The organism is Streptomyces sp. NPDC018964, from assembly GCF_044390325.1.
Taxonomy (GTDB): Bacteria; Actinomycetota; Actinomycetes; order Streptomycetales; family Streptomycetaceae; genus Streptomyces.
Genome location: NZ_JBIRYZ010000005.1, coordinates 116,943 through 141,249, shown reverse-complemented (window position 1 = coordinate 141,249; position 24,307 = coordinate 116,943). Strand labels below are relative to the sequence as shown.

Annotated in this window: 21 protein-coding genes; 13 read left to right on the top strand and 8 right to left on the bottom strand. The window is 72.6% G+C overall.

All coding sequences use genetic code 11. From position 1 onward, the window contains the following. Window positions 1-353: 353 nt before the first annotated feature. On the bottom strand, window positions 354-2,117 hold the full coding sequence (locus tag ACH5AO_RS10450; protein WP_398923838.1) for a lysyl oxidase family protein: 1,764 nt from the start codon (window positions 2,115-2,117) through the stop codon (window positions 354-356). Between the two features lie 365 nt (window positions 2,118-2,482). Here ACH5AO_RS10450 and ACH5AO_RS10445 point away from each other — a divergent pair, with 365 nt between their 5' ends. Next, window positions 2,483-2,692, top strand: coding sequence for a hypothetical protein (locus ACH5AO_RS10445; RefSeq protein WP_398923837.1), 210 nt, complete (start codon window positions 2,483-2,485; stop codon window positions 2,690-2,692). A 6-nt stretch (window positions 2,693-2,698) separates the two neighbouring features. Here ACH5AO_RS10445 and ACH5AO_RS10440 read toward each other — a convergent pair whose 3' ends face one another. Beyond that, a complete protein-coding gene (locus ACH5AO_RS10440) occupies window positions 2,699-3,190 on the bottom strand; it encodes a hypothetical protein (RefSeq protein ID WP_398923836.1) in 492 nt (163 codons plus the stop codon). Between the two features lie 51 nt (window positions 3,191-3,241). Here ACH5AO_RS10440 and ACH5AO_RS10435 point away from each other — a divergent pair, with 51 nt between their 5' ends. Next, window positions 3,242-3,940, top strand: a complete 699-nt coding sequence (locus ACH5AO_RS10435) for a 2-phosphosulfolactate phosphatase (protein ID WP_398923835.1) — start codon at window positions 3,242-3,244, stop codon at window positions 3,938-3,940. A gap of 341 nt (window positions 3,941-4,281) precedes the next feature. Here the strand turns inward: ACH5AO_RS10435 and ACH5AO_RS10430 are convergent, their stop codons facing one another. Then, window positions 4,282-5,715, bottom strand: a complete 1,434-nt coding sequence (locus ACH5AO_RS10430; protein ID WP_398923834.1) for an MFS transporter — start codon at window positions 5,713-5,715, stop codon at window positions 4,282-4,284. Between the two features lie 102 nt (window positions 5,716-5,817). Here ACH5AO_RS10430 and ACH5AO_RS10425 point away from each other — a divergent pair, with 102 nt between their 5' ends. Beyond that, window positions 5,818-6,492, top strand: coding sequence for a MerR family transcriptional regulator (locus tag ACH5AO_RS10425; RefSeq protein ID WP_398923833.1), 675 nt, complete (start codon window positions 5,818-5,820; stop codon window positions 6,490-6,492). On the opposite strand, the gene ACH5AO_RS10420 is transcribed toward ACH5AO_RS10425, so the two are convergent. Continuing rightward, window positions 6,458-7,252 carry a TetR/AcrR family transcriptional regulator gene (locus ACH5AO_RS10420; protein WP_398923832.1) on the bottom strand — a complete coding sequence of 265 codons (795 nt, stop codon included), beginning with the start codon at window positions 7,250-7,252 and terminating at the stop codon, window positions 6,458-6,460. The genes ACH5AO_RS10425 and ACH5AO_RS10420 overlap by 35 nt on opposite strands. A 200-nt stretch (window positions 7,253-7,452) precedes the next feature. Between ACH5AO_RS10420 and ACH5AO_RS10415 the strand changes: the two genes are divergently transcribed. Both ACH5AO_RS10415 and ACH5AO_RS10410 read left to right on the top strand, forming a co-directional pair. Continuing rightward, the gene (locus tag ACH5AO_RS10415) at window positions 7,453-9,255 is read left to right on the top strand and encodes an ABC transporter ATP-binding protein (protein ID WP_398923831.1); all 1,803 of its coding nucleotides are present in this window, start codon (window positions 7,453-7,455) and stop codon (window positions 9,253-9,255) included. Next, entirely contained in the window at window positions 9,252-10,994 is a 1,743-nt protein-coding gene (locus ACH5AO_RS10410; RefSeq protein WP_398923830.1) for an ABC transporter ATP-binding protein, read from the top strand. The genes ACH5AO_RS10415 and ACH5AO_RS10410 overlap by 4 nt, the downstream gene beginning before the upstream one ends. Window positions 10,995-11,239: 245 nt before the next feature. Here the strand turns inward: ACH5AO_RS10410 and ACH5AO_RS10405 are convergent, their stop codons facing one another. From ACH5AO_RS10405 to ACH5AO_RS10395, 3 genes are read right to left on the bottom strand one after another with little or no spacing between them, the layout of a single operon-like run. Further along, window positions 11,240-12,049 (bottom strand): DeoR/GlpR family DNA-binding transcription regulator, encoded by an 810-nt coding sequence (locus ACH5AO_RS10405; protein WP_398923829.1) that lies wholly within the window; start codon window positions 12,047-12,049, stop codon window positions 11,240-11,242. A gap of 25 nt (window positions 12,050-12,074) precedes the next feature. Continuing rightward, complete coding sequence (gene pdxA, locus ACH5AO_RS10400; RefSeq protein ID WP_398923828.1) at window positions 12,075-13,079, bottom strand: 4-hydroxythreonine-4-phosphate dehydrogenase PdxA; 1,005 nt, start codon at window positions 13,077-13,079, stop codon at window positions 12,075-12,077. Further along, complete coding sequence (locus tag ACH5AO_RS10395) at window positions 13,076-14,470, bottom strand: four-carbon acid sugar kinase family protein (protein ID WP_398923827.1); 1,395 nt, start codon at window positions 14,468-14,470, stop codon at window positions 13,076-13,078. Before ACH5AO_RS10395 ends, pdxA begins: the two co-directional genes overlap by 4 nt. A 146-nt stretch (window positions 14,471-14,616) precedes the next feature. Here ACH5AO_RS10395 and ACH5AO_RS10390 point away from each other — a divergent pair, with 146 nt between their 5' ends. From ACH5AO_RS10390 to ACH5AO_RS10370, 5 genes are all read left to right on the top strand, one after another. Beyond that, window positions 14,617-15,678, top strand: a complete 1,062-nt coding sequence (locus ACH5AO_RS10390) for an aldo/keto reductase (RefSeq protein WP_398923826.1) — start codon at window positions 14,617-14,619, stop codon at window positions 15,676-15,678. 34 nt (window positions 15,679-15,712) lie between these two features. Beyond that, a complete protein-coding gene (locus ACH5AO_RS10385) occupies window positions 15,713-16,492 on the top strand; it encodes an HpcH/HpaI aldolase/citrate lyase family protein (protein ID WP_398923825.1) in 780 nt (259 codons plus the stop codon). Continuing rightward, on the top strand, window positions 16,489-17,451 hold the full coding sequence (locus ACH5AO_RS10380; RefSeq protein ID WP_398923824.1) for a phosphoglycerate dehydrogenase: 963 nt from the start codon (window positions 16,489-16,491) through the stop codon (window positions 17,449-17,451). The genes ACH5AO_RS10385 and ACH5AO_RS10380 overlap by 4 nt, the downstream gene beginning before the upstream one ends. Window positions 17,452-17,549: 98 nt before the next feature. Continuing rightward, window positions 17,550-18,968: an Nramp family divalent metal transporter gene (locus ACH5AO_RS10375; protein WP_398923823.1), complete on the top strand. Its 1,419-nt coding sequence runs from the start codon at window positions 17,550-17,552 to the stop codon at window positions 18,966-18,968. A 72-nt stretch (window positions 18,969-19,040) separates the two neighbouring features. After that, complete coding sequence (locus tag ACH5AO_RS10370) at window positions 19,041-19,682, top strand: superoxide dismutase (RefSeq protein ID WP_398923822.1); 642 nt, start codon at window positions 19,041-19,043, stop codon at window positions 19,680-19,682. A gap of 26 nt (window positions 19,683-19,708) precedes the next feature. Here ACH5AO_RS10370 and ACH5AO_RS10365 read toward each other — a convergent pair whose 3' ends face one another. After that, a complete protein-coding gene (locus tag ACH5AO_RS10365) occupies window positions 19,709-20,737 on the bottom strand; it encodes a LacI family DNA-binding transcriptional regulator (RefSeq protein ID WP_398923821.1) in 1,029 nt (342 codons plus the stop codon). Between the two features lie 406 nt (window positions 20,738-21,143). Here ACH5AO_RS10365 and ACH5AO_RS10360 point away from each other — a divergent pair, with 406 nt between their 5' ends. The 3 genes from ACH5AO_RS10360 to ACH5AO_RS10350 are packed head-to-tail and all read left to right on the top strand — an operon-like array spanning window position 21,144 to window position 24,254. Further along, complete coding sequence (locus ACH5AO_RS10360; RefSeq protein ID WP_398923820.1) at window positions 21,144-22,454, top strand: extracellular solute-binding protein; 1,311 nt, start codon at window positions 21,144-21,146, stop codon at window positions 22,452-22,454. After that, window positions 22,451-23,356 carry a carbohydrate ABC transporter permease gene (locus tag ACH5AO_RS10355; RefSeq protein WP_398923819.1) on the top strand — a complete coding sequence of 302 codons (906 nt, stop codon included), beginning with the start codon at window positions 22,451-22,453 and terminating at the stop codon, window positions 23,354-23,356. Before ACH5AO_RS10360 ends, ACH5AO_RS10355 begins: the two co-directional genes overlap by 4 nt. Window position 23,357: 1 nt before the next feature. Then, entirely contained in the window at window positions 23,358-24,254 is an 897-nt protein-coding gene (locus ACH5AO_RS10350; protein ID WP_398923818.1) for a carbohydrate ABC transporter permease, read from the top strand. Window positions 24,255-24,307 lie beyond the last annotated feature (53 nt).

Here is a 24,307-nt window from a genome sequence, read left to right as displayed (position 1 = left end):
GTATGCCAGCTCCACGTACGCAAAGCCCCGCCCCGACGTTCGCGCAACGCTTCTCCGCCACCCGTCGCGGTGCGCGCCTCGCCCGACTGCTCGCCGCCCGCCAACTGACCGAACCGGTTCGCTGCCGCGATACCGCTCGTCCCGACCCGCTGCGTCCCTCGTGCGCACCTCGTTCCTCCGTGTGAGTGGATGCCACTCCCCACCGGACCGCACCGGGGCGGGCGGCGGCCGGTGCTCCGGCCGGTGGTCTCGTCGGCGAGGGCGGAGGGGTGCGCGGCCGGGAGGTTCCGGCGGGCCGGGGCGGCTCCGGGTTCGTCCCTGGGGCCGGAGCCGCCCCGGCCGTCACGGGCGGGTCAGTTGGCGTCCACCAGGTGGTGCGGGGGGACCGTCACCGTACGGGCGCCCTTCTCGCCGCCCAGGACGACCTCCCGCAGCGCGCTGTTGTTGCTGTGGTCGGTCTCCTTGAGCCGGTTCTCCGGGTTGGCGAGGACCTGGATGTAGTACGTGCCGTTCGGCAGGTCCGTGATGTCGAAGGACTGGCCGGGCAGGTCCTGGGTGTAGGTGTCACCGGAGCCGACGTCGAGCACCTCGCGGACGGAGATGGAGTTCTCGTAGCCGCACGCGGTGGACAGGTCCGTGTTGTCCGGGTGCCAGTCGGCGTTCTTCACCGTGTAGTCGACGGCGTCGGTGTTGGCCAGGCAGAACGCCTCCTTGCCGCTGCGCACCGTCTCCTTCTGGTCGGCCGACAGCAGCCGGTAACTGGCGAAGTCCAGGAAGTGCCAGTGCTCGTGGCCGGGACGAGGGTCCCATTCCATGCCGCCGGTCGGGGTGTATCCGACCTGTGTGCCGTCGGCGTCGTAGAAGTACTGGTAGGCGTCCATCACCTCCGCGCCCGGGGAGCGGAAGCCGTCCACGACGAGCTTGGCCGGGCCGGCGTTCCACACGTTGGCGCTGAAGGCGAGGTAGTCCTTGCCGGGCACCTCCTCGTAGCCGTCGCTGACGGTGATGCCGAACGCGGGCAGCGAGCGCAGGTCGGGCTTCGGTACGTCGGGCACGGACGCCTTGCCGGCGGGCCGCTTCGCGTTGGGCCGGACGCCCGGCGCCTGCCGCGAACCGTCGGTCTGCCCGGGACCGTCACCGACCTCGGTGGCGGTGAAGGCCTGCTTCCCCAGGGACTTCCTCTTCAGCGCCCACGGCAGGGCGGGCGGAGCCGACGGGTAGGGTCCGTGGCCGGCGTTGTACGAGGGGCCGGCGCCGCTCGTCACGGCACCGGGGGCCGGGGTGTCCGCGGCGGCCCCGTGCTGCGCGTGGGCGCCGTGCTGCGCGTGCGCGTCGTGCTGCGCGTGGGCGCCGTGCCCGGAGGCGGTGGTCTTCGCCGAGCTGCGGACGCCGGCACTCTCCTCGTCTTCCCAACTGCGCTCTCGGACGACCACCTTGACGGTCTGCGGCTTGTCGGCGATGCCGAAGAGATCACGGTACTTCTTGGCCACGTTGATCTCGGCGGTGTAGGTGCCGGCGTCCAACTGGACCGCCTCGGTGTAGTGCCCCGAGTAGGTGTTGGACGCCCAGCCGTTCTCGACACCCCACACCGAACCGAGGGTGAAGGGGTTCGTCGGACAGCTCTCCGGATACTTCGAGTTGGCGGGGGCGTCCGGCCGGACCCGTCCGGAGGCGTTGTTGGGGCAGAACGTCTCGGTTTTCTCCAGCACCGTCGAGCCGGCCTCGTCGGTGAGGGTGATCTGCGTGAAGTCCGGCAGACCGGTGAAGTCGTTCACGAGCCCGGTGGGGAGTGCCTTGGTCCGGGTCTTCTTCCCGTCCCGGAGGATCTGCTGGGCGACGACCGGGTCCTTGTAGGACTTCCGGGTCACCTTGAGTTCGAAGGCGCCGTTCTCGGAGGTGAGGTACGTCCCGAGGTCGAGATAGACCCCCGGGTCCTCCTTCCACGAGTCGAGCGTGACCGAGGTGGATGCGGCGATCAGGCTGAGCTTCGGCGTCGGCTCCGCGGTCTGCGCGTCGGGCGCGGCGGCGGCGACGCCCGCGGTCACGGCGATGGCCGCGGCGACGGCGATGGAGGGGCGGGTCAGGCGGCTGGGGCGGCCCTGCTGGAGTCTGGTCATCAGTCCTCGTGCTTCCGGCTTTCGAGTGCGTCATGGAACGTGGACGAGCAGCACGACCCCAACTGGCTTGCAGAGCCGTGGTGTTCGGACCATGAGAGGCGGGTGGGCGCCCTCCGGGTTGTCTCTGCTCACCCGGATGGCCTCAAGTTTGTCCGAAAAGTGCTTACCGGTTGCCGGACTTGGCTTACGCCCATGCGGAGTCCGCCCGGCTCGTTCCGCTCGGCGGGCAGACGGTGCCGGTCGGACACGGTCGGCGCTTTCAGACATCGCGCCGTCCTTCACCCATGAGTTCAGACCCGCTGACCTTGCCCCGCTGCGCGACACGGATCTCCTTGACCGGGCCGCCGCGGAAGCGCTCGGCCTGCGTGACCAGTCGCCGGCCCGTCGCGGACGCCGTGGTCCGCCGGCTGCGTGACCGGCGCCTGCTGCCGGTGTTCGACAACTGCGAGTACTCGGTGGAACCCGTGGCCGCGCTGCTACTGGGCCGGCGTGCGCGCCACTCCACCTGGAACAGGGCCGGGAACATCCAGCACATGGCGTGCGTGGTGAGGTGTTCTGTCCACGGAGGCGGGTGACAGCGATCACTGGAGAGTGATCTCCAGCCGGCGCAGCCGGACGACACCGAGCGCGGACGCGAGCCCGGCCGGCGCGCAGCACACCCACGGCAGCCACGCGGCGCCGCCGTGCCGCCCGGTGTCCACGGCCCAGCCGACGACGGCGTTGCCGACCGCGGCGGCGACGCCCGAGACGACGTGGAAGACGCCGCAGTAGGTGCCGGTCAGCCCGGGGCGGCCGAAGGCGGGGACCATGTCCGTCACGAACGGCTGGGCGACCATCACCCCGAGGCCCAGCCCCGCCGCGACCCAACGGGCCCGGTCCCCGCGTCGCTTGAGGGCGCGGGTGAGGCGCGGCTGGGACATGAGGTCGGCGAGGGCGCCGACGACGGCCGACATGCCCAGGTCCTCGGTGAGGTAGGGGATGAGGAGGTGGAAACCGGTGTCGACGCCGAGCTGGTTGACCAGCGGGAGCCGAACGGCGAGCGGGAAGCGGCGTATCTCGTGCCAGGTCCGCACGGCGCCCCTCCCGCGGCTCGACGCTCACCTCCGGGGCGTCAGAATGGCGCGATGGAGCATCACTTCGTAGGTATACCGGAGTTGACCGGCGTTCCCCGTGTCGCCGTCGTCATCGACGTCATGCGCGCCTTCACCGTGGCCGCCTGGGCCTTCTCGCGCGGCGTCGAGAGGATCGTGCTGGCCCCGACGGAGAGCGAGGCGCTCGCCCTGAAGGAGGGGCACCCGGGCTGGCTGGCCCTGAAGGACGGGGCGCCGGCGGCGGGCTTCGACGCGGTGAACTCACCCGGCCTGCTCAGGTCACGCGATTTCACCGGCCGCACGCTGGTGCAGAAGACGACGGCGGGGACCGTGGGCGCGCTGGCCGTCGCCGACGCGCCGCTGGTCCTGTGCGCGAGCTTCGTGGTGGCCGGTCCGACCGCACGGTTCCTGCGGAGCGAGGGCTCCGGCCCGGTGACGTTCGTGGTCACCGGCGAGGACGGCCGGGCCGACGAGGACCTGGCCTGCGCCGAGTACATCGGCCGGTCCCTGGCCGGAGACGATGTCGAGGCGGCCCCGTACCTCCACCGCGCGAGGACTTCCCGCGCCGCGGCCGATCTCGCCGCCGGGCTGCGGAGCGGATACCACCCGGACGACGTCGAGCTCTGCCTGGAGGTCGACAGGTTCCCCTTCGCGATGGTGGCCCGCCGGGAGGAGTCCCTGACGGTGCTCCGTCCCGTCGAGGTGCCCGGCGTCCCGTCCGGTCCCCGCTGACCACCGCGCCGCTCCCGGTCGCGCCGGCCCGCGGACGAGCCCTCACACCCCGGAACGCCGTCCCGGTACGTACGCCCGTCCGCGCGGTGTCCCTCCGTCACCAGGCGAGGCGGGCGGAAAACCGTGGTGACCGGCGTCCGGGAGCACCGGCGCCCGAGCCGGGTCACCGGGGACGCCGAAGGGGCGTCGCTCGACCGGCTGTCCGGCGAGGCCGGGGCCGAAGGCGTGGAGGGCGCCGGACCGGCCGGTCGGCTGCCTCCGACGGTGTGGGTGGCGCGGTCACGGTCCCGCCGCCGGGCGGCGTTGTGCGGCCGCCGCTCCGGCCGGAGCGGCGGCCGGGTTCACCGGGTCGCCGGGCTGGGGGTCCGGTCGGGTTCGCGGTCCTCGGCCGCGGGGGCCTGGGCGGTGGCGTCGGGGCGCGGGATCGCGAGGGCGCACAGAGCGCCCGCGAGGACCACGGCGACGCCGATCCAGATGCCCGGCTTCATGCCGTCGACGAACCCCTGGGCCGTACGGTCGTTGCCGTAGCGCATGAAGACGCTGCTCAGGATGGCGGTGCCGAGGGCGCCGCCGATCTCGCGGACGGTGCTGTTGGCGCCGGACGCCTTCCCGCGGTGCCGCGGCCCGACCGCGCCCAGCACCACCGCCGCCGTCGGTGCGAAGACGAGGCCCATGCCGACGCCCGCGACGACCATGGCGCCGACCATGCGCGCGTACGGGGTGTCCGACGTGGCCACCAGGTTGATCCAGGTCAGTCCGGCCGCCTGGAGGAAGAGGCCGAGGGCCATCAGCCGTCCGCCGCCCACCCGGTCGGTCAGGGCGCCGGCGACCGGCGCGACGAACATCGGCATCAGGGTCCAGGCCAGCGTGAGCACACCGGCCTCCAGCGGGGTCCGTACGGGCGCCACCTGGAAGAACTGCGCCAGCAGGAAGATCGACCCGAAGACGCCGAAGTACATGCTCGCGGAGACCAGGTTGGAGAGGACGAAGGCCCGCTCGCGGTAGAAGGAGAGCGGGAGCAGCGGCTGGGCCGCCCGGCGCTCCCACAGCGCGAACAGGATCAGCAGGACGGCTCCGCCGGCGAACGCCGACAGGACGGGGCCCGAACTCCAGCCCTCCCCCTCGCCGTTCACGATCGCCCAGACGACCGCGAGGAGTCCCCCCGTGGCGAGGAGCATGCCGGGCAGGTCGAGCCGGGTGCCGGCCAGGGAGCTCTCCCGGAGCACGGACAGCACCAGCGGGATCGCCACCAGGCACACCGGGACGTTGATCCAGAAGATCCACTGCCAGTCCAGGCCGTCGACCACCGCGCCGCCCACCACGGGCCCGAACGCCACGGCCGTACCGCTGACCGCGGACCACAGTCCGAGGGCCAGACCACGCCTGCGCTCCGGCACCTCCTCCGCGAGCAGCGTCAGCGACAGCGGCATCACGGCCGCCGCGCCCAGCCCCTGCAACGCCCGCATGAGAATGAGCTGTTCGCTGCTGCCGGCGAGGCCGCAGCCGATCGAGGCCAGGGTGAACACCGCGATCCCGGCCACGAAGACCCGGCGCCGGCCGAACCGGTCACCCAGCGCCGCCCCGGTCAGCAGCAGACAGGCGAAGCTGAGGACGTAGGCGTTGACGAACCACTGCAGCTCCTCGGTGGACGCGTCGAGGTCGACGGCCATGGTGCGCAGCGCGGTCGTCACCACCAGGTTGTCGAGCGCGACCATGAACATCGGCAGACTGCATGCGAGGATGACCGACCATAACGGCCTTTTGAGAGTGCTCATGACAATACCCCCGTCACGTGGGAAGGGTGAGCCGATCGGCTCGACCTTTAATGGATAGTAGTGCGATCCGTTATCCGTTAGCCAGTGAGTAAGCGAGGATCTGTGAAAATCTCGGAACTCAGCCGCCGCAGCGGCGTGTCCATCCCCACGATCAAGTACTACCTACGGGACGGTCTGCTCCCCCCGGGCCGGGCGACGGCCGCCAACCAGGCCGACTACGGCGAGGAGCACCTGCGCCGCCTCCGCCTCGTCCGCACGCTGGTCGGCGTGCGGCGGCTGCCGGTGGGGGCGGTGAAGGAGATCCTGGGCGCCGTCACGGAGCAGGACGGTGATCTGCACGAGATCTTCGGCATCGTCACCGACGCCCGCCCCGCCACCCGGCAGCAGAAGCAGGCGCGGGAACGGGAGAGGCGGGAGGCGGGTGAGGAGACGCGCGGTGTCACCGACGCGCGCGAACTGGTCGCCGCGATGGGCTGGGAGGTGCACTCCGGCACCGCCGCCATCCGGAGCCTGGGAGAAGTCCTGGACGCCCTGTCGGACCTGGAATCGGGCATCGACTGGCGGTCCCTGCTGCCCTACGCGCGGCTGGCGGACCGCATCTCGGAGCTGGACGTCCGGCAGATGGAAGGCGTGTCCGGCGTGCTGGAACTGGCCGAACGCGCGGTTGTGGTCTCGGTCCTCCTGGAACCGGCCCTGCTGGCCATGCGCCGCCTCGCCCAGGAGGACAAGTCCGCCCGCCTGTTCAGGACCGGTCCGGAGGAGGGGGAGGAGGAGTGACGGGGGCAGGGGGTGCCGCCGGTGGCCGGACCGGGCCCGGCAGGCCACCCCGGTCCGGCCTGTCCAGCACGGCCGCCACACCGTCCAGTGAACGCTCCACGGTGTACGCGTAGAAGTCGTCCTCCAGTGCCGCGACCGCGTCCGGGTCGTCGGCGCCCCGGCCGGCGACGGCGGCGCCGACCGCGGCGAGGCCGCGGTGGTCGGGATCGTCACGGTGCGCGGCCAGCGCCCCGGCCAGCCGCACCCGCGCCTCCGGCAGGTTCTCCGCGCGGTCGTCCTCGACCGTCACCAACATGAAGGCGGAATTGGTGAGATACCGGTAGGCGGCCGTCGCGCCGTCGGCGAAACCGGCCTGCTGGAGCACCAGCACGCCCCGGTCCATCATCGTCAGCGCCGACGGGACGACCGGCCCGATCCGCACCAGTCGGCGGGCCACCCCGCGATACCGCCGGAGCAACGGCCTCCCGTCCAGCAGCAGTCGGGTGAACCACTCCCGCCACGGAAGGTCCTGCGGCGGCAGCGGGATCATGCCCACCACCCGGTCGGCGACGGCGTCCGCCACCGCGTCCCGGTCCCCGACGTGGTGGTAGACGGCCCGCGGCCAGACCTCCAGCGCGGCGGCGAGCTGCCGGGTGGACCAGGCGTCGAGACCGTCCTGCTCGGTGAGTCCGAGCGCCGCGTCGACGATGCCCGTGGGCGTGATCGGCGGCCGGTCGACGGGGCGCCGCCCCCGGCCCCCGGGTGCGGGTGAACTGGGCATGGTGCGCAGCGTATCCACTTCCAGGCCGACCCCGCGCCGCGGGCGCTCCTTGACCCGGCCCGCCCGGTCCGTCGTAGGGTGGTCACCGCGAATTACCCAGTGGGTAGCCAGCCCCGTTTTTACCCACTGGGTAATTACTCTGCGCATCACTCACCCACGCGCGGCCGACCCCTGCCGCGCTCCCGGAACGGAGGACGACGATGGCCGCGGAACCCGCCGCGCTTCCGTCATTACTGCAGCCCGTCCGAGGACGGCTCACCCTGGCGGTGCTCTGCCGGGCGGTCGCCGCCCTGCTCGACATCGCCCCGTTCGTCGCCGTCGCCGAACTGGCCCGGGTGCTGCTCGCGGACGGCCCGGTGGACCGCGACCGCGCCTGGACCGCCACCGCGCTGGCCGCTGCCTGCCTCCTGGTGCGGTTGCTGTTCCTGGTGGCCGCGAGCGTCGTCGGCCATCTCGCCGAGAACGACCTCCAGCTCTCCGTCCGCCGGCGGCTCGTCACCCGGCTCGACAGGGTCCCGCTGGGCTGGTTCTCGGGGCGCGGCGGAGGCGCCGTGAAGAAGGCCGTACAGGACGACGTGCACGCACTGCACCACCTCGTCGCGCACTCGCTGCTGGAACTGACGGCCGCCGTGACCGTGCCGCTGTCGACACTCGCCTACCTGTTCTTCGTGGACTGGCGCCTGGCGCTGATCACGATGATCCCGCTGGTCCTCGGCATCGCCCTGTTCGGCCGCACCGGCGCCGCGTTCAAGAAGAACCTGCCCGCGCTGGACGCCGCGATGACCGACATCAACGGCGCGGCCGTGGAGTTCGTCCAGGGCATCGCCGTGGTGAAGACCTTCGGCCGGACCCGGCGCGCCCACCGACGCTACACCGACGCGGCGGACCGGTTCGCCGCGTTCTTCCGTGGTTGGGTCGACTCGCTGGCCGCACCCAGGGCGCTGTCCGAGATCGTGCTCTCGGCACCCACGATGCTGTTCACCGTCCTGCTCGGCGGCACCGCCCTGGTCACCTCCGGCCGCACCGCCCCCGCGGACCTGGTCCCGTTCGCGCTGCTCGCCGTCGGCATCACCACACCGGTGCTGACGATCAGCTTCGCCGAGGAGGAGGTACGTGCCGCGAAAGCCGCCGCGGACCGTATCGGCGAGGTCCTGGCCACTCCTGAACTGCCCCTGCCCGCACACCCCGTGACGGCCGGCCCCGGAGCCGTGACCTTCGAGGCCGTCGGCTTCTCGCACGACGGCGGGCACCGGGTCCTCGACGGTGTCGACCTGACCCTGGAACCCGGGACGACCACCGCACTGGTGGGCCCCTCGGGCGCGGGCAAGAGCACCCTGGCGTCGCTGCTGCCGCGCTTTTGGGACCCGGACGAGGGCACCATCCGAATCGGCGGCACAGATCTGCGCGACCTCGCACCCGAGGAGATCCACCGCCGGATGTCCTTCGTCTTCCAGGACGTACGGCTGCTGCGCGACACCGTCCGCGCCAACCTGCTGCTCGCCCGGCCGGACGCCACCGGCGAACAGCTCGAGGACGCCGCGCGACGCGCCCGTATCCACGACCGGATCACCCAACTGCCGCGCGGCTACGACTCCGTGGTCGGCGAGGACGCCCGGTTCTCCGGTGGCGAGGCGCAGCGCCTCTCCATCGCCCGGGCCATGCTCGCCGACGCCCCCGTCCTCGTCCTGGACGAGGCCACCGCGTACGCCGACCCCGAGTCGGAGGCGGCGGTCCAGGACGCCCTGTCGCAGCTCACCCGGGGCCGCACCCTGCTGGTCGTCGCACACCGTCTGTCCACGGTGAAGGACGCCGACCTGATCGTCGTCCTCGACGGCGGGCGTGTGGTGGAGCGGGGCACCCACGCCGAACTGCTGGCCCTGCGCGGCACGTACGCCGGGATGTGGCGGGCCCACGAGCGCGGCACCGCCTGGCGGCCCGGCGGTTTGGGGCAGTCCGCGGACGGCGGCACCGTCCCTCCCGCGATCGAGGAGGCCGTCCGATGATCCGCCGGCTGATGGCCGTGGTCGGCCCCGCCGAACGGCGGCTGCTGCGGAACGTACTCGCCCTCCAGGTCCTCGGAGCGGTCCTGCAGGCGGCGGCGTTCGTCCTGATCGTGCCGGTGCTCGAACGGTTGCTGGGCGAGAAGCCGGAGCAGGCCTGGCCATGGGTGTGGGCCCTGGCCGCCGCGGCCCTGGCACAGTCCGTGGTCCACTACCTCGCCACCCGGGCCGGTTTCCAGGCCGGCGCCGCCCTCTCCCGTGTCCTGCACCACCGCATCGGCGACCACGTCGCCACACTGCCCCTCGGCTGGTTCGGCCCCACCCGCACCGGAGAGCTGAGCACGCTCACCACCCAGTCCGTGATGGGTGTCATGCGCGTCCCCGGCTATCTGTTCCGCCCGCTGATCAGCGGGCTGCTCACACCCGCCGCCGTGGTGGCGCTCATGTACCTGTTCGACTGGCGGCTCGCGCTCGCCGCGACCTGTACCGCCCCGTTCCTCGCGATGGTCCTGCGCTGGAGCACCCACCGCACCGCCACCGCCGACCGGCTGCGCGCCGGCGCCATGACGGAGGCGGCCAACCGGGTCATCGAGTACGCCGAGGCGCAGCCGGTGCTGCGCGCCTTCCCCGGCTCCCGCACCGCCGGCGGCAGCCGGCTCGACGAGGCGCTGTCCGCCCAGCGGGACGCCGGACGCCGGGTCATGGCGGCAGGTGTCCCCGGCCAGGTCGGCTTCACGCTCACGGTGCAGGCGGCCTTCACGGTGATCCTCGTGTACGGCACCCACCTCGCCCTCGGCGGATCGCTCGCCGTGCCCGAACTGCTGGCCCTGCTGGTGCTCGCCGCGCGGTTCGTGGAGCCGATGGCGGAGGCCGCCAACCTCGGCTCCGCGCTGCGCTCGACGGGCGCGGCACTCGACCGGGTGCGGCGGCTGCTGGACGAGAAACCGCTGCCCGAGCCGGAGCACCCGGCCCGCCCGGACGGCTCCGGCATCGAGTTCGACGCGGTGAAGTTCTCGTACGGCGACGGCCGCACGGTGCTGGACGGCGTCGGCTTCCGCATCCCCGAGGGCACGATGACCGCGCTGATCGGGCCGTCCGGTTCCGGCAAGACGACGATCGCCCGCCTGATCGCCCGCTTCTGGGACGTGGACGGGGGCGCCGTGCGGGTGGGCGGCGCGGACGTCCGCGAGCTGCCGGCCGAGGACCTGATGTCCCGGATCTCCATGGTGTTCCAGGACGTCTACCTCTTCGAGGGCACCATCGAGGACAACATCAGGGCCGGCCGGCCCGACGCCACCGACGCGGAGGTGCGCCGGGCCGCCGGGCAGGCGCGGGTCGACGAGATCGCCGAGCGGCTGCCGGGCGGGTGGTCCGCGCAGGTCGGAGCGGGCGGTGCGGCACTGTCGGGCGGTGAGCGGCAGCGGATCTCCATCGCCCGCGCGCTGCTCAAGGACGCGCCGATCGTCCTGCTGGACGAGGCGACGGCGTCCCTGGACCCGGAGAACGAACGGGCCGTCCAGGACGCCCTGTCGGAACTCACCCGCGACCGGACCCTGTTGGTGATCGCCCACCGGCTGCGGACGGTGCAGGCCGCCGACCAGATCCTGGTCCTCGACGGCGGCCGGATCACCCAGCGCGGCACGCATCACGAACTCATCGCCCAGGAAGGCCGGTACGCCGACTTCTGGTCCGAACGCAGCCGCAGCGGGGGCTGGCGCCTGGCGAGGACACCGGCCGGCTGAGTGGCCGCGCCGTCCCCTTCACGCCGCGGGGGCGTGCCTGAGCGACTGCCCGGGTACGCCCCCGCGTCGGTGTGAGCCGGGGGTGGGTCGCACGGCCCGGTGCCTGCGGGGCGCCTCCCCCGCTCTCGGCTTCTCCCCGCTCGCGACTTCACTCGAGCGGGAGGGACCCCATGAGCGGGAGGTGCCCCGCCGTCCCGGAGGTGTCTCCCAGGCTGAGGCACCGGGGGAGGCACGACTGCCCGCGGTTACGCCGGTCCTCCTTCCGACGGTGCCGGCTCTCCCACCGGTTCCGCCAGCACCACCCGCGTACCGCGCTCGACGAACGCCGCCACATCCGCTTCCGCCGCAGAGGTGTCCGTCACCAACGTCCATCCCTGTGGCAGCGTGGCCCACGCGTGGAACGGCGCCCGCCCCAACTTCGCCGCGTGCGCCAGCACGTACGTCCGGGCGGCCCGCCGGGCCATCAGCTCCTTCAGCCGCGTCTGCCGCAGGTCCGCCTCGCAGATCCCACCGTCCGCGGTCACCCCGTCCGCGGACAGGAAGACCCGGTCGAACGTCATCCGCTCCAGCGCCGCCTCCGTCAGCGGGCCGACGAAGGCCTGGCTGAGCGGGCGCAGCGTGCCGCCGAGGCACTCCACGTGGACGGACTCGACGTCCGCCAGTTCGTGCAGCGCGGTCAGGCCGGTGGTGGCGACCGTGAGGTCCCGCGCCGTGCGCAGCTCGTGCGCCAGCGCCCCGACCGTCGACCCCGCGTCCAGCAGCACGGTCTCACCGGGCCGGACCTGGGCCGCCGCCCACCGGGCGATGGCCCGCTTCTGCGCGTACGCCTCCGTGGTGCGCTGGCGCAGCGACGCCTCCGGGTGCGCGTTCAGCGCCATCGCCCCGCCGTAGGTGCGGGCCAGCCGGCCGTCGGCGGTGAGCCGGGCGAGGTCGCGGCGGATGGTGGAGGCGGTCACGCCGAAGTGCCGTGACAGCTCCTCGACGCTGGCCAGGCCGGTGGTGGTGGCGAGTCGCAGGATCTCCTCGCGCCGAGCCTGGGATCCGTTGGGCGGCATCAAGTGTCCTTCGCGGTACGTGGGTTCAGCGGGCGGTGGACATCTCGGCGGCCTGCCGCAGCGCCTCGATCATGCTACCGGCCTCGGCCTTGCCCGTACCGGCGATGTCGAAGGCCGTGCCATGGTCGACGGAGGTGCGGATCACCGGCAGGCCGACGGTGAGGTTGACGCCCGCCTCGATGCCGAGCACCTTGACGGGGCCGTGGCCCTGGTCGTGGTACATCGCCACGATGAGGTCGTAGTCGCCCCTGGAGGCCAGGAAGAACGCGGTGTCGGCGGGCAGCGGGCCGCGCGCGTCGATGCCGTCGCGGCGCACCGTCTCCAGCGCGGGGACGATCTTCTCCTCCTCCTCGCCGTAGCCGAACAGGCCGTTCTCGCCGGCGTGCGGGTTGATGCCGCAGACGCCGATGACGGGCGCGGCCACTCCGGCGCGGACCATGGCCTCGTGGCCGCGGCGCACGGTCCGCTCGACCAGGCCGGGCTCGATCCGGTTGACGGCGTCGATGAGGCCGATGTGGGTGGTGACGTGGATGACCTTCACCTTCTCGGTGGAGAGCATCATCGACACCTCCTCCACCCCGGTGAAGTGGGCGAGCAGTTCGGTGTGGCCGGGGTAGACGTGCCCGGCGGCGTGCAGCGCCTCCTTGTTGAGGGGGGCGGTGCAGATGCCGTCGATCTCACCGGCGAGCGCCAGTTCCGCGGCCCGCCTGACGTACTCGTACGCGGCGTTCCCGGCGACGGCGGACAGGGTGCCCCAGGGCAGGTCGGCGGGGAGCAGGCCGAGGTCGACGACGTTGATCCGGCCGGGTACGGACTCGGCCTCCGCCGGCGTCGGCACGGACACGATCTCGCAGTCGGTGCCGAGGATCCGGGCCGCTTCCCGCAGTCGTGCGGCGTCCCCGATCACCACCGGCCGGCACCGGTTCAGCGTCGCGGTGTCCAGCACCGCCGGAACGATCACCTCGGGCCCGATACCGGCGCCGTCGCCCATGGTGACACCGATGAGGGGGAGGGGCTGCTGCGCGTTCACTGGGTGACTCCTTGCTGAGAGGGATGACGGGGGCGGAGTGCCGCCGCGATACGGACGAACGAGTCCGGGCCGCCGAAGCTCCCGGGGCGGGTGACGACCGACCGGCCGTCCGCGGTCCTGCAGTGCACGGCGCCGTGGTGGATCTCGCCGACCGGCCGCAGCGCCGTCACGCCGAGCGCGTCGAGCACCCGGCGGGCCGTCTCGCCCCCGGTCAGGACGAGGTCCGGGCGCCCCGGCACGGCGGAGACGGCCCGTGCCAGTCCGGCCACGACCGCGCGTGCCGCACCGGGCCGGATCCCGCCGGACCCGTCCACGGTCACCACGGTCACCGCGCCGGGCGCGAGCGCGGGCAGGACGACGCCGTCCGCCCCGGCGAGCTCTCCGGGCGCCAGCGGCAGGTGCCGGGCCCCGGCCGCGACCAGCAGGGCGACCTGCTCGGCCACCACCGGCTCCGCGCTCCCGGCGACGACGAGCAGCGGCCGCGCGACGCCCCCGACCGCCGACGGCGCCCCGTCCCCGGTAGCCACCTGGGCGGAGACGCCGGCCGGCGCCGCCGTCGCCCTCGGCGGGGCGGCCGCGGGTCCGGCTCCCGCCGGCGGCCCGTGCGCGCGCCGCGCGGCGAGCCGGCGGCCGAGGGCCGCCGCCAGGCCGCCGCTGCCCAGGAGACGGGCGCCCGGGCCGAGGAGGTCCGCCGCGGTGGCGATCACCGTCAGGTCGGTGTCGGTCTCCGCGTCGCAGACCGGGTGCCGTCCGCGGGCCGCCAGTTCCCGGAAGCGGCCGGCCAGCGCGATGGGGCCCTGCCGTACGGTCTCCAGCGGTACGTCCGCGGTCGGCAGCGGTGCCAGTGCCCCGGCGACGGACCGCGGCGCGGCGCGCTCCTCGGCGCGCCAGGCCGGGGACTCGTGCAGCGGCACCCCGTCGACCAGGACCACGCCGCCGCGCACCACGCGCCGGGCGGCGGGCAGGGCCGTCGCGATCACCAGGACCTCGGCCCCTTCCGCGAAGGCGGCCGCCTCCGCGCCCACCGGCCCGCGCAGCAGCGAGTCGCACTTCTTGAACCAGAGCGGATCGCCGTACGCCTCGGAGGAGTTGACTGCGCGAAACGCGCGAGACCCGGCGGTGTCCCTGTCCGTGTCCGCGGGGGCGCCGACGGCGGACGGGGGCCTTTCCACCGCGCCCAGCGCGGCCCGTACGGCAGCGGCCGCCGTCCCGCCGTCCAGGTACCGCGAGTCGAGGTCCACCACCACGGCCTCCCCGGCGGCACCGGATATTCCCAGCTCGGCGGGGTTCAGTATGAGCCGCGCGGGCAGCCGCAGCAGCGCGGCCGCCTCCGCCGCCCCCGACAGGTCGTCGGCGAGCGCGACGACCGGGGCGTCACTTCGACGGCACATGCGGACCTCCTCCAGGAACTCGGCGTCGTAGTGCCCCGATGATGACATAGCTTGCGCGATTCGCGCGAGACTCTTGCGCATAACGCGCAGCCGTGCGAGCGTTCACCCACCGAGAAGCCACCCGCCCGCTCCGGAAGGAACCACTCGTGAGCACCGGCACCCGCCCCGGCCCGCACGGAAGCCCGCAGGGAAGCGCACAGGGAAGCCCCCAAGGAAGCCCCCAGGAAAGCCCGCAGGGCATCGAGCTCCCGTCCGTCCCCGTACCGCTCTCCCGCCTGGTCCTGGGCACCATGACGTTCGGCGACACCGTCGACCGCGCGGGCGCCGCCGCCATGCTGGACACCGCCCTCGACGCCGGCCTCACCGGCGTGGACACGGCCAACGGCTACGCGGGCGGCGAGAGCGAGCGGATCCTCGCCGGCCTGCTGCCCGGGCGCCGGGACCGGATCGTGCTCGCCACCAAGGCCGGCATCCCGCACCCCGACCAGGGCGAGCACGCCCCGCTCTCCCCGGCCGGTCTGCGGGCCGCCCTCGAGGGCAGCCTGAAGCGGCTCGGCACCGACCACGTCGACCTCTTCTACCTGCACCAGCCGGACCGCCGTACGCCGCTCGCCGAGACCCTCGCGACCGTGGCCGAGTTCGTCGCGGAGGGGAAGGTCCGCGCCCTCGGCGTCTCCAACTACGCCGCCTGGCAGATCGCCGAACTGACCCGCACCGCCGACGAGACCGGCGCCCCGCGCCCGGTCGTCGCACAGCAGCTGCACAACCTCCTCGCCCGCCGGATCGAGGAGGAGTACGTCGAGTACGCGGCGGTGAGCGGACTGCGCACCATGGTCTACAACCCGCTCGGCGGCGGCCTCCTCACCGGCCGGCACCGCTTCGAGGCCGACCCCGCCACCGGCCGCTTCGGCGACTCCAGGCTCGCCGCGATGTACCGGGAGCGCTACTGGAACGAGGACCTCTTCGCCGCCGTCGCCCGGCTCACCGAGATCGCCGACGGGGCCGGCCTCCCGCTCACCGAACTCGCCCTGCGCTGGCTGCTGGACCGCCCCTCCACCGACGCGCTCCTGCTCGGCGGCTCCCGGCCGGAACACCTGCGGGCCAACATCGCCGCCGCCCAGGCCGGTCCGCTGCCCGCGGACGTGACCGCCGCCTGCGACGCCGTCGGTTCCGCGCTGCGCGGCCCGATGCCCGCCTACCACCGCTGACCACCGCCGTACCCCACCTGCCCGGAGCCGCCCCATGACCACCGCCGCGCACTTCACAGCAGCCCTGCGCGACCGCCAGCGCCTCATCGGCTACTGGTCGCTGCTCGACTCGCCCGTCGCCGCCGAACGCCTCGCCCGGCTCGGTTACGACTACCTCGCCTTCGACGCCCAGCACGGCCTCTTCGGCTACCAGGGCCTGCTGAACAACCTCATCGCCACCGACACCCGCGGCTCCACCGCCGTCGGCATGGTCCGCGTCGAGGCCAACGACCCCACGTACATCGGCCGCGCGCTCGACGCGGGCGCCGCCGCCGTCATCGTGCCGCTCGTCGACACCGCGCGGGACGCCGCCGACGCGGTCGCCGCCGTGCGCTACCCGCCGCACGGCCGCCGCTCCTACGGCCCCATGCGCGCCCAGCTCCGCATCGGCCCGGACCCGGCCGACACCCACGAGCAGACCGCCGTCCTCGCCATGATCGAGACCGCCGACGGGCTCGCCAACGTCGAGGAGATCTGCGCCGTCCCGGGACTCGACGGCGTCTACGTCGGCCCGTCCGACCTGCGCCTGGCCATCGGGGGCAGGACCTCCACCGACCCGGACGTGGCCGACGCGTTCGAGCAGGCCCTCACCCGCATCCGCACGGCCGCCGCGGCCGCGGGCATCGCCGCCGGCATCCACAACGGCGACGGCGCGAGCGCCGCCCGCCGGCTCGACGAGGGCTTCACCTTCGCCTCCGTCGCCGCCGACGTGGTCCACCTCCAGCAGATCGCCGCCACCCACCTGGACGCGGCACGGAAGGGCGGCCGGGCATGAGCACACCCGCCACGCGCACCACCCTCATCACCACGCCCACCTTCGCCCGCCACTCGCCCGACCCCTGGACCCTCCTCGCCGACGGCGGCGCGGGCCCGGTCCGCCCGTACGACGACCGGGCGATGCCGTACGACGAACTGCTCGTCCGGATCGCCGGCGCCGACGCGCTCGTCGCCGGCATGGACCCGGTCACCGCCGAGGTCATGGACGCCGCCCCGCGGCTGAAGGTCATCGCCAAGCACGGCGTCGGCACCGACACCATCGACGTCGCCGCCGCCCGCGAACGCGGCATCCCCGTGGTCTTCGCGCCCGGCTCCAACTCCCGGGCCGTCGCCGAGTACACCTTCGGCCTCGTCCTCGACGCCGCCCGCCGGATCAGCGCCTCCCACACCGCCGTCACCGGGGGCGGCTGGCCCAAGCTCTTCGGCCCCGAACTGCACGGCCGGACCCTCGGCGTCGTCGGCCTCGGCCGGATCGGCCGGCTCGTCGCCGGCTACGCGCGCGCCTTCGGGATGAACGTCCTCGCCCACGACCCGTACGTCCCCGACGACGCGGTGCGGGCGGCGGACGCCGAGCCCGTCGTCCTGGACGCGCTCCTCGCCCGCGCCGACGTCGTCACCCTGCACCTCCCGCCCGCCGGGGCGCCGCTCCTCGACGCCGCCCGGCTGGCCGCCATGAAACCCGGCGCGATCCTCGTCAACGCCGCCCGCGGCGGCCTCGTCGACGACACCGCGCTCGCCGCCGCCCTGCGCTCCGGGCACCTGGCCGCCGCCGCGCTCGACGCCTTCGCCGTCGAGCCCCTCCCGGCCGGCCACGTCCTGCGCACGGCGCCCCGGCTCACCCTCACCTCCCACATGGCCGCCTGCACCCCGGAGGCCAACCGCGCGATGGGCCTGATGGTCGCCGAGGACGTACTCCGTGTCCTCGCCGGCGAGTCCCCGCGCCACGCGGCCGGCTGACCCCGCCACCGACCCACCACGTCACCCCCCATGCCCTTACCCGCCCTGTCTGCCTTCCGCTCCGGCGACGGCGCCGGATCCAGCAAAGGAACACCGCCATGTCGACCACCGCCACCGCCCCAGCGGCGGAGCACGCGCAGGCCGATCCGTACGCCCTGCGCCCCGAGGACGCCCGCCCGGCGCCCACCGCCTTCCGCGACCGGATCCGCCATCTCGGCCCCGGCTTCGTGCTGTCGGCCGCCGTCGTCGGCTCCGGCGAGCTGATCACCACCACCGCGCTCGGCGCCCAGGCCGGCTTCGCGCTGCTGTGGCTGGTGATCGTCTCGACCGCGGTCAAGGTCTGGGTCCAGATGGAACTGGCCCAGTGGACCATCCTCAACGGGCGCACCGCGCTCGAGGGCTACCGCGAGGTCGGCCCCCGCATCGGCCGGCTGAGCTGGATCAACTGGCTCTGGATCGGCATGGACTTCGCCAAGATGTTCCAGCGCGGAGGCATCATCGGCGGTACGGCGGCGGCCTGTTCGGTGCTGTGGCCGGTCATCGGCGAACCGCTGAGCTGGGGCTCCCTGGCGCTGTGGGCCGTCGTCGTCACGGTCGCCGCGATCCTGCTGCTGCAGTCCGGCAAGTACAGCCTCGTCGAACGCGCCTGCCTCGTCTCCGTCGTCGTCTTCACCCTCGTCACCGTCAGCCTCGCGGTCGGCCTGCCCGGCACCGGGTTCGGCTACGGCGGAAGCGAACTGGGCAGCGGCTTCGGCTTCGAGATCCCGGCCGGCACCGTCGGCATCGCGCTGGCCGTCTTCGGCATCACCGGCGTCGGCGCCGACGAGATGACCACGTACACCTACTGGTGCCTGGAGAAGGGCTACGCCCGCTGGACCGGCCCCGACGACGGCAGCGAGGAGCGCGCCCGCCGCGCCGAGGGCTGGATCAAGGTGATGCGCCTGGACGCCCTCACCGGCCTCGCCGTCTGCGTGCTGTGCACCCTGTCCTTCTACGTCATCGGCGCGGCCGTGCTCCACCCGCAGGGCCTGGTGCCCGAGGGCAACGAGATGATCACCACGCTGTCCCGCATCTACACGGACACGATGGGCCCCTGGGCCGAGTACCTGTTCCTCGTCGGCGCGTTCGCCGTCCTCTTCTCCACCCTCATCGGCTCCACCGCCTCCGTGCCCCGGCTGTGGACCAACACCCTCGGCCTGCTCGGCGTCGTCGACTGGAGCGACGTCCGCGCCCGCACCCGCGCCATCCGCGTCCTCACCTGGTGCCTGCCGCTGCTGTGGACCTGCTTCTTCCTCTGGATGCAGTCGCCGGTCCTGATGGTGCAGATCGGCGGCATCGGCGGCGGGATCTTCCTGCTCGCCGTGGTCGTCGCCGTGTGGCGGCTGCGCCACACCGGGGTCCCGAAGCGCTTCCGCGCCAACCCCTGGCTCACCGCGGCCCTGGTCCTGAGCAGCGTGGCGATCCTGTGCGTCGGCGTGTACGGCGTCCTGAAGACGCTGGGCGCGGTGCCGGAGTAGCCACGAGTCCACACCTCCTGCTGTTAGCCTGCACTTGCACATGAGTTGCAATAACAGCGGAGGACGTTGGACATGGCGCTGTACACGCTCCCGGAGCTCCCGTACGACTACGCGGCACTCGCCCCGGTCATCAGCCCCGAGATCATCGAGCTGCACCACGACAAGCACCACGCGGCCTATGTGAAGGGAGCCAACGACACCCTCGAACAGCTCGCCGAGGCGCGGGAGAAGGGGACGTGGGGCTCGGTCAACGGCCTGGAGAAGAACCTGGCCTTCCACCTCTCCGGGCACATCCTGCACTCCATCTACTGGCACAACATGACCGGTGACGGCGGCGGCGAGCCGCTGGAGAAGGACGGTGTGGGGGAGCTGGCGGACGCGATCGCCGAGTCCTTCGGCTCCTTCGACCGTTTCAAGGCGCAGCTGTCCAAGGCGTCGGCCACCACGCAGGGCTCGGGCTGGGGCGTCCTCGCCTACGAGCCGCTGAGCGGCCGGCTGATCGTCGAGCAGGTCTACGACCACCAGGGCAACGTCGGCCAGGGCTCCACCCCGATCCTGGTCTTCGACGCCTGGGAGCACGCCTTCTACCTGCAGTACCGGAACCAGAAGGTCGACTTCATCGAGGCCATGTGGCAGGTGGTCAACTGGCAGGACGTGGCCCGGCGTTACACCGCGGCCAAGGAGCGCGGCGACGGCCTGCTGCTCGCCCCCTGACCCACGCCGGCGCCCCGCCACCGTGCTCACCCGGGCGCCGGCGTCTCCTCGCGAGGCGGTGCCGTCGAGGCGCGTACGACGAGTTCGGTGGCGAGTTCGACGTGGTGCGACTCGGTCTTCTCGCCGTTGGCCAGCCGCAGGGCGGTGCGCAGGGCGGCGGCGCCCATCTCCCGGAGCGGCTGGCGCACGGTGGTCAGGGGCGGCGAGGACATCCGGGCCAGGCTCGTGTCGTCGAAGCCGACCACGCTCAGGTCCTCGGGAACGCGCAGGCCGCGGGCGCGCGCGGTCTCGACGACGCCGAGGGCGATCTCGTCGTTCCCCGCGAAGACCGCCGTGGGGGGCTCCTCGAGGTCCAGCAGCGCCGTGGCGCCGAGCAGGCCGGACTCGTACGTGAATTCCCCCGGCCGTACGTAGCCGTCCGGTACCCGCGCTCCCTCGGCCTCCATGGCGGCGCGGTAGCCGTGCATGCGCGCCTGGTTGCAGACGGCCATGGCCGGTCCGCCGAGGTAGGCGACGCGGCGGTGGCCCAGGGAGAGCAGATGCCGGGTCGCGGCCAGACCGCCGGCGAAGTTGGTCGCCCCGACGCTGTGGACCCGGCTGTCCGGCAGGTGCAGGGGGTCCAGCACGACCAGCGGCAGCCCGGACCGGGCCAGCTCGTTCAGGTGGGCCGCGGTGTACACGCTGGTGACGGCGATGACGGCGCGGCGCCCGGCCGCCACCAGGTCCCGGGCCCAGTGCGGGGCGCCGGACACCTTGCCGACCACCACCGAGGCCCCCGACGCGGCGGCCGAGTCGATGATGCCCTCCAGGGTCTCCGCCACGTACGACTTGAGGCCGCCCTGGAACTGCACCTCGATGGTCGGGTTCTCGACGGTCTCGGTGTGGCGGAAGACGGGCGCCAGGTACTCGTGCTGACGCAGCAGCTCCTGCACCCGGACGCGGGTGTGCGGCGCCACGTCACCGCGTCCGTTGACCACCTTGGACACGGTCGCGACGGAGACCCCGGCCGCTCGGGCGATGTCCGCCAACGTGGTGCGCCTGGCGTTCGGTCGCATCGGTTCCTCTCAGCCGTGGGTCCACCGGTGTGGCTGTCCGCCGGTCGGGCCGGCCACGCGGACGGAGCCGGTCAACCGTACCGGTGAGCCGGCACCGGACGCCGACGGCCCGGTGTGACCTGCACCGACAGTGTGTCAGCCCCCGGCCACGACGTCACTCCCGCCCCCGACCGGCCTTTTCGAAACAGTTTCGAACCCCGCCCGGATTCCCGGAGCACTGCTCGGACGCCGATTCCACACGCGGATCTTCCCCGCAGGAAAGCGAATTCACGCGTCTTGACACGGCATCAGGTCGAAACCTAGCTTGCACGAACAGAGCTGGAGAGAAGAAGTTTCGAAAACCTTTCACCATGACTCATCACCACGACTCACGAGAAGCCGACGGCTCTCGAGTGCGGAGAACATCATGGCGCTCTCTCGACGTACCCTCCTCGGCCTGGCGGCCGCCGTCCCGGCCTCCGCGGCGCTGACCGCGTGCGGCGGCTCGTCAGGACCCGGCAAGGGCGGTGGTGCCACCTACTGGTACCTGAACGGACAGCCGCAGGAAGGAGTCAGGGCCGGCGCCGTGGACGCGTTCAACAAGGCCCATCCCGACGAGCGGATCGACGACACGACCTACGAGAACGACGCGTACAAGACGAAGATCAAGACCGCCATCGGTGCCGGGAAGGCGCCCACCGTCATCTGGGGCTGGGGCGGCGGGACGCTGCGCACCTACGCGGAGGCGGAGCAGGTCGAGGACCTCACCTCGTGGTTCGACGAGCATCCCGACATCAAGAAGGGGCTGTTCCCGTCCTCGTTCGGCGCGGCGACCGTCGACGGCAGGATCTACGCGATGCCGTGCGAGACCGTGCAGCCGATCGTCCTCTACTACAACAGGAAGGTCTTCGACCAGGTCGGGGTGGAACCACCGGAGTCCTGGGACGACATCATGGCGCTGGTGCCCAGGTTCAACGCCAAGGGCATAGCGCCGTTCGCACTCGGCGGCCAGTCCCGGTGGACCAACATGATGTGGCTGGAGTTCCTGTTCGACCGCATCGGCGGTCCTGAGGTCTTCCAGGCCGCCGTCGAAGGCGAGAAGAACGCCTGGTCCCACCCGGACGCCATCAAGGCGCTGACCGCACTGCAGGACCTGGTCGAGGCCGACGGGTTCATCAAGGGCTTCTCCTCGATCACCGCGGACTCCAACGCCGACCAGGCGCTGCTGTACACCGGCAGGGCCGCCATGATGCTGCACGGCACCTGGTCGTACGGCATCCAGCAGACCGACGGCGGGGACTTCGTCCCCAGCGGCTCGCTCGGCTACATGACCTTCCCGCCCGTCGAGGGCGGCAAGGGCGACCAGAGCGACACGGTCGGCAACCCGGCCCACTACCTGTCCATCTCCGCCAAGGCCAGTGCCGAACAGAAGAAGATCGCGAAGGAGTTCTTCGCCACCGGCGTCCTCCAGGACGAGGAGGTGAGGAAGTGGATCGGCACCGGGTCGGTCCCGATCCGGCTCGGTACGGAGAAACTGCTGGCCGCCTCCGAGAACGCCGACTTCCTCCAGTTCACCTACGACATCGCCAGCAAGGCCAAGGTGTTCGTCCAGTCCTGGGACCAGGCGCTCGGCCCGGCGGCCGCCGAGACACTGCTGGACAACATCGTCAAACTGTTCCAGCTGTCGATCTCGCCGCAGCAGTTCGCGAGCAACCTCAACGCGGTCACCGGCGCATGAGCGGCGCGCTCACCGGCCGTACGCGGCATCGCGAGCCGCGCGGTGTCCTGCCGTGGCTGGCGGCACCGGCACTGCTGTTCTTCGTCGGTTTCGCCGTGGTCCCGCTCATCGGCGTCTTCGCGCTGAGCTTCACCACCTGGGACGGCATCGGCGCCATCCGCCCGACGGGAACGACCAGTTGGCGCGAGGTGCTCACCGACCCCGGGCTGCCGCACGCCCTGTGGGTGACGTTCCTGGTGATGGCCGTGTCCTGGCTCGTGCAGACACCGCTGAGCATTCTGCTCGGCACCTTCCTGGCCGGCCGCCAGCGCTACCGCGCGGTGCTGGGCGTGGTGTACTTCGTCCCGCTGATGCTCAGCTCCGCGGCGATCGCGATCGCCTACAAGGCCCTGCTGGACCCCAACTTCGGGCTCGGTGCCGGGCTGGATATCGGGGCGCTCAGCCAGGACTGGCTGGGCCGGCCCTGGCTCGCGTTCGGAGTCGTCGTCTTCGTCGTCTCCTGGCAGTTCGTCCCGTTCCACTCCCTGATCTACCAGGGCGGCGTCCAGCAGATCCCGAAGTCCCTGTACGAGGCGGCGCAGTTGGACGGAGCCGGACGGATCCGGCAGTTCTTCGGCATCACGCTGCCGCAGCTGAAGTACACCATCATCACCTCGTCCACGCTGATGGTGGTCGGGTCGCTGACCTTCTTCGACCTCATCTTCGTCCTGACCGAGGGCGGCCCCGGCGACGCCACCCGGGTCCTCGCCCTGGACATGTACAAGCGGGGGTTCCAGGCCGGCCTGATGGGACCCGCCAGCGCCATCGCGGTCATCCTGGTCCTCGTGGGTCTCGCCCTCGCCCTGCTGCTGCGCCGCCTCGGAGGCCGGGACGCCGGCGCGAGCCAACTCGAGGGGGCCTGACGTGACCACCACGCTCACCAGCACACGACGACCGCGGAAGACCACCCACCGGGAGGGACACCACTCCTCCCGCCCGGCGGCCCGCCGGCGCAACTGGGCCGGGGGCCTGGCCGGATGGCTCTGGCTGGTCGTCGTCGCCGTGCCCCTGTACTGGACCCTCATCACCAGCTTCAAGGAGCGGAGCCGCTACTACGCGAGCAACCCGCTGGTGCCGCCGGGCGACCCGACACTGGAGAACTACCGGCTGGTCGTCGAGTCCGACTTCCTGGGCTACTTCGTGAACAGCGTCGTGGTGACCGTCGGCGCCGTGGTGCCGGCGGTGGTGTTCTCCTTCATGGCGGCCTACGCGATCGTCCGCGGCTGGCGCATGCGGTTCCTGCGGGCCGTGAACGGGCTGTTCCTCATGGGCCTGGCCATCCCGCTGCAGGCCACGGTGATCCCGGTCTACCTGATCATCATCAAATTGCAGCTCTACGACAGCCTGACGGCGCTGATCCTCCCGTCGATCGCCTTCGCCATCCCGCTGTCGGTGCTGGTGCTCGCCAACTTCATCCGCGACGTGCCCAAGGAGCTGTTCGACTCGATGCGGGTCGACGGCGCCACCGAATGGACGACGCTGTGGCGGCTCGCGGCACCGCTCACCCGGCCGGCCATCCTCACCGTGAGCATCTTCAACGCCCTGACCATCTGGAACGGATTCCTGCTGCCGCTGGTCCTCACCCAGAGCCCGGACCGCCGGACCCTGCCGCTCGCCCTGTGGACCTTCCAGGGCGAGTACGGCGTCAACGTCCCCGCCGTGCTCGCCGCCGTCGTCCTGACCACCCTGCCCGTCCTGGTGCTGTACGCCTTCGGCCGCCGCCAGTTGCTGAGCGGTCTGACCGCGGGGTTCAGCCGTTGACCCACGCCCACACGAGCGCGGACGCCCGAGGCGCCACGCGGTCCCCCTCACCC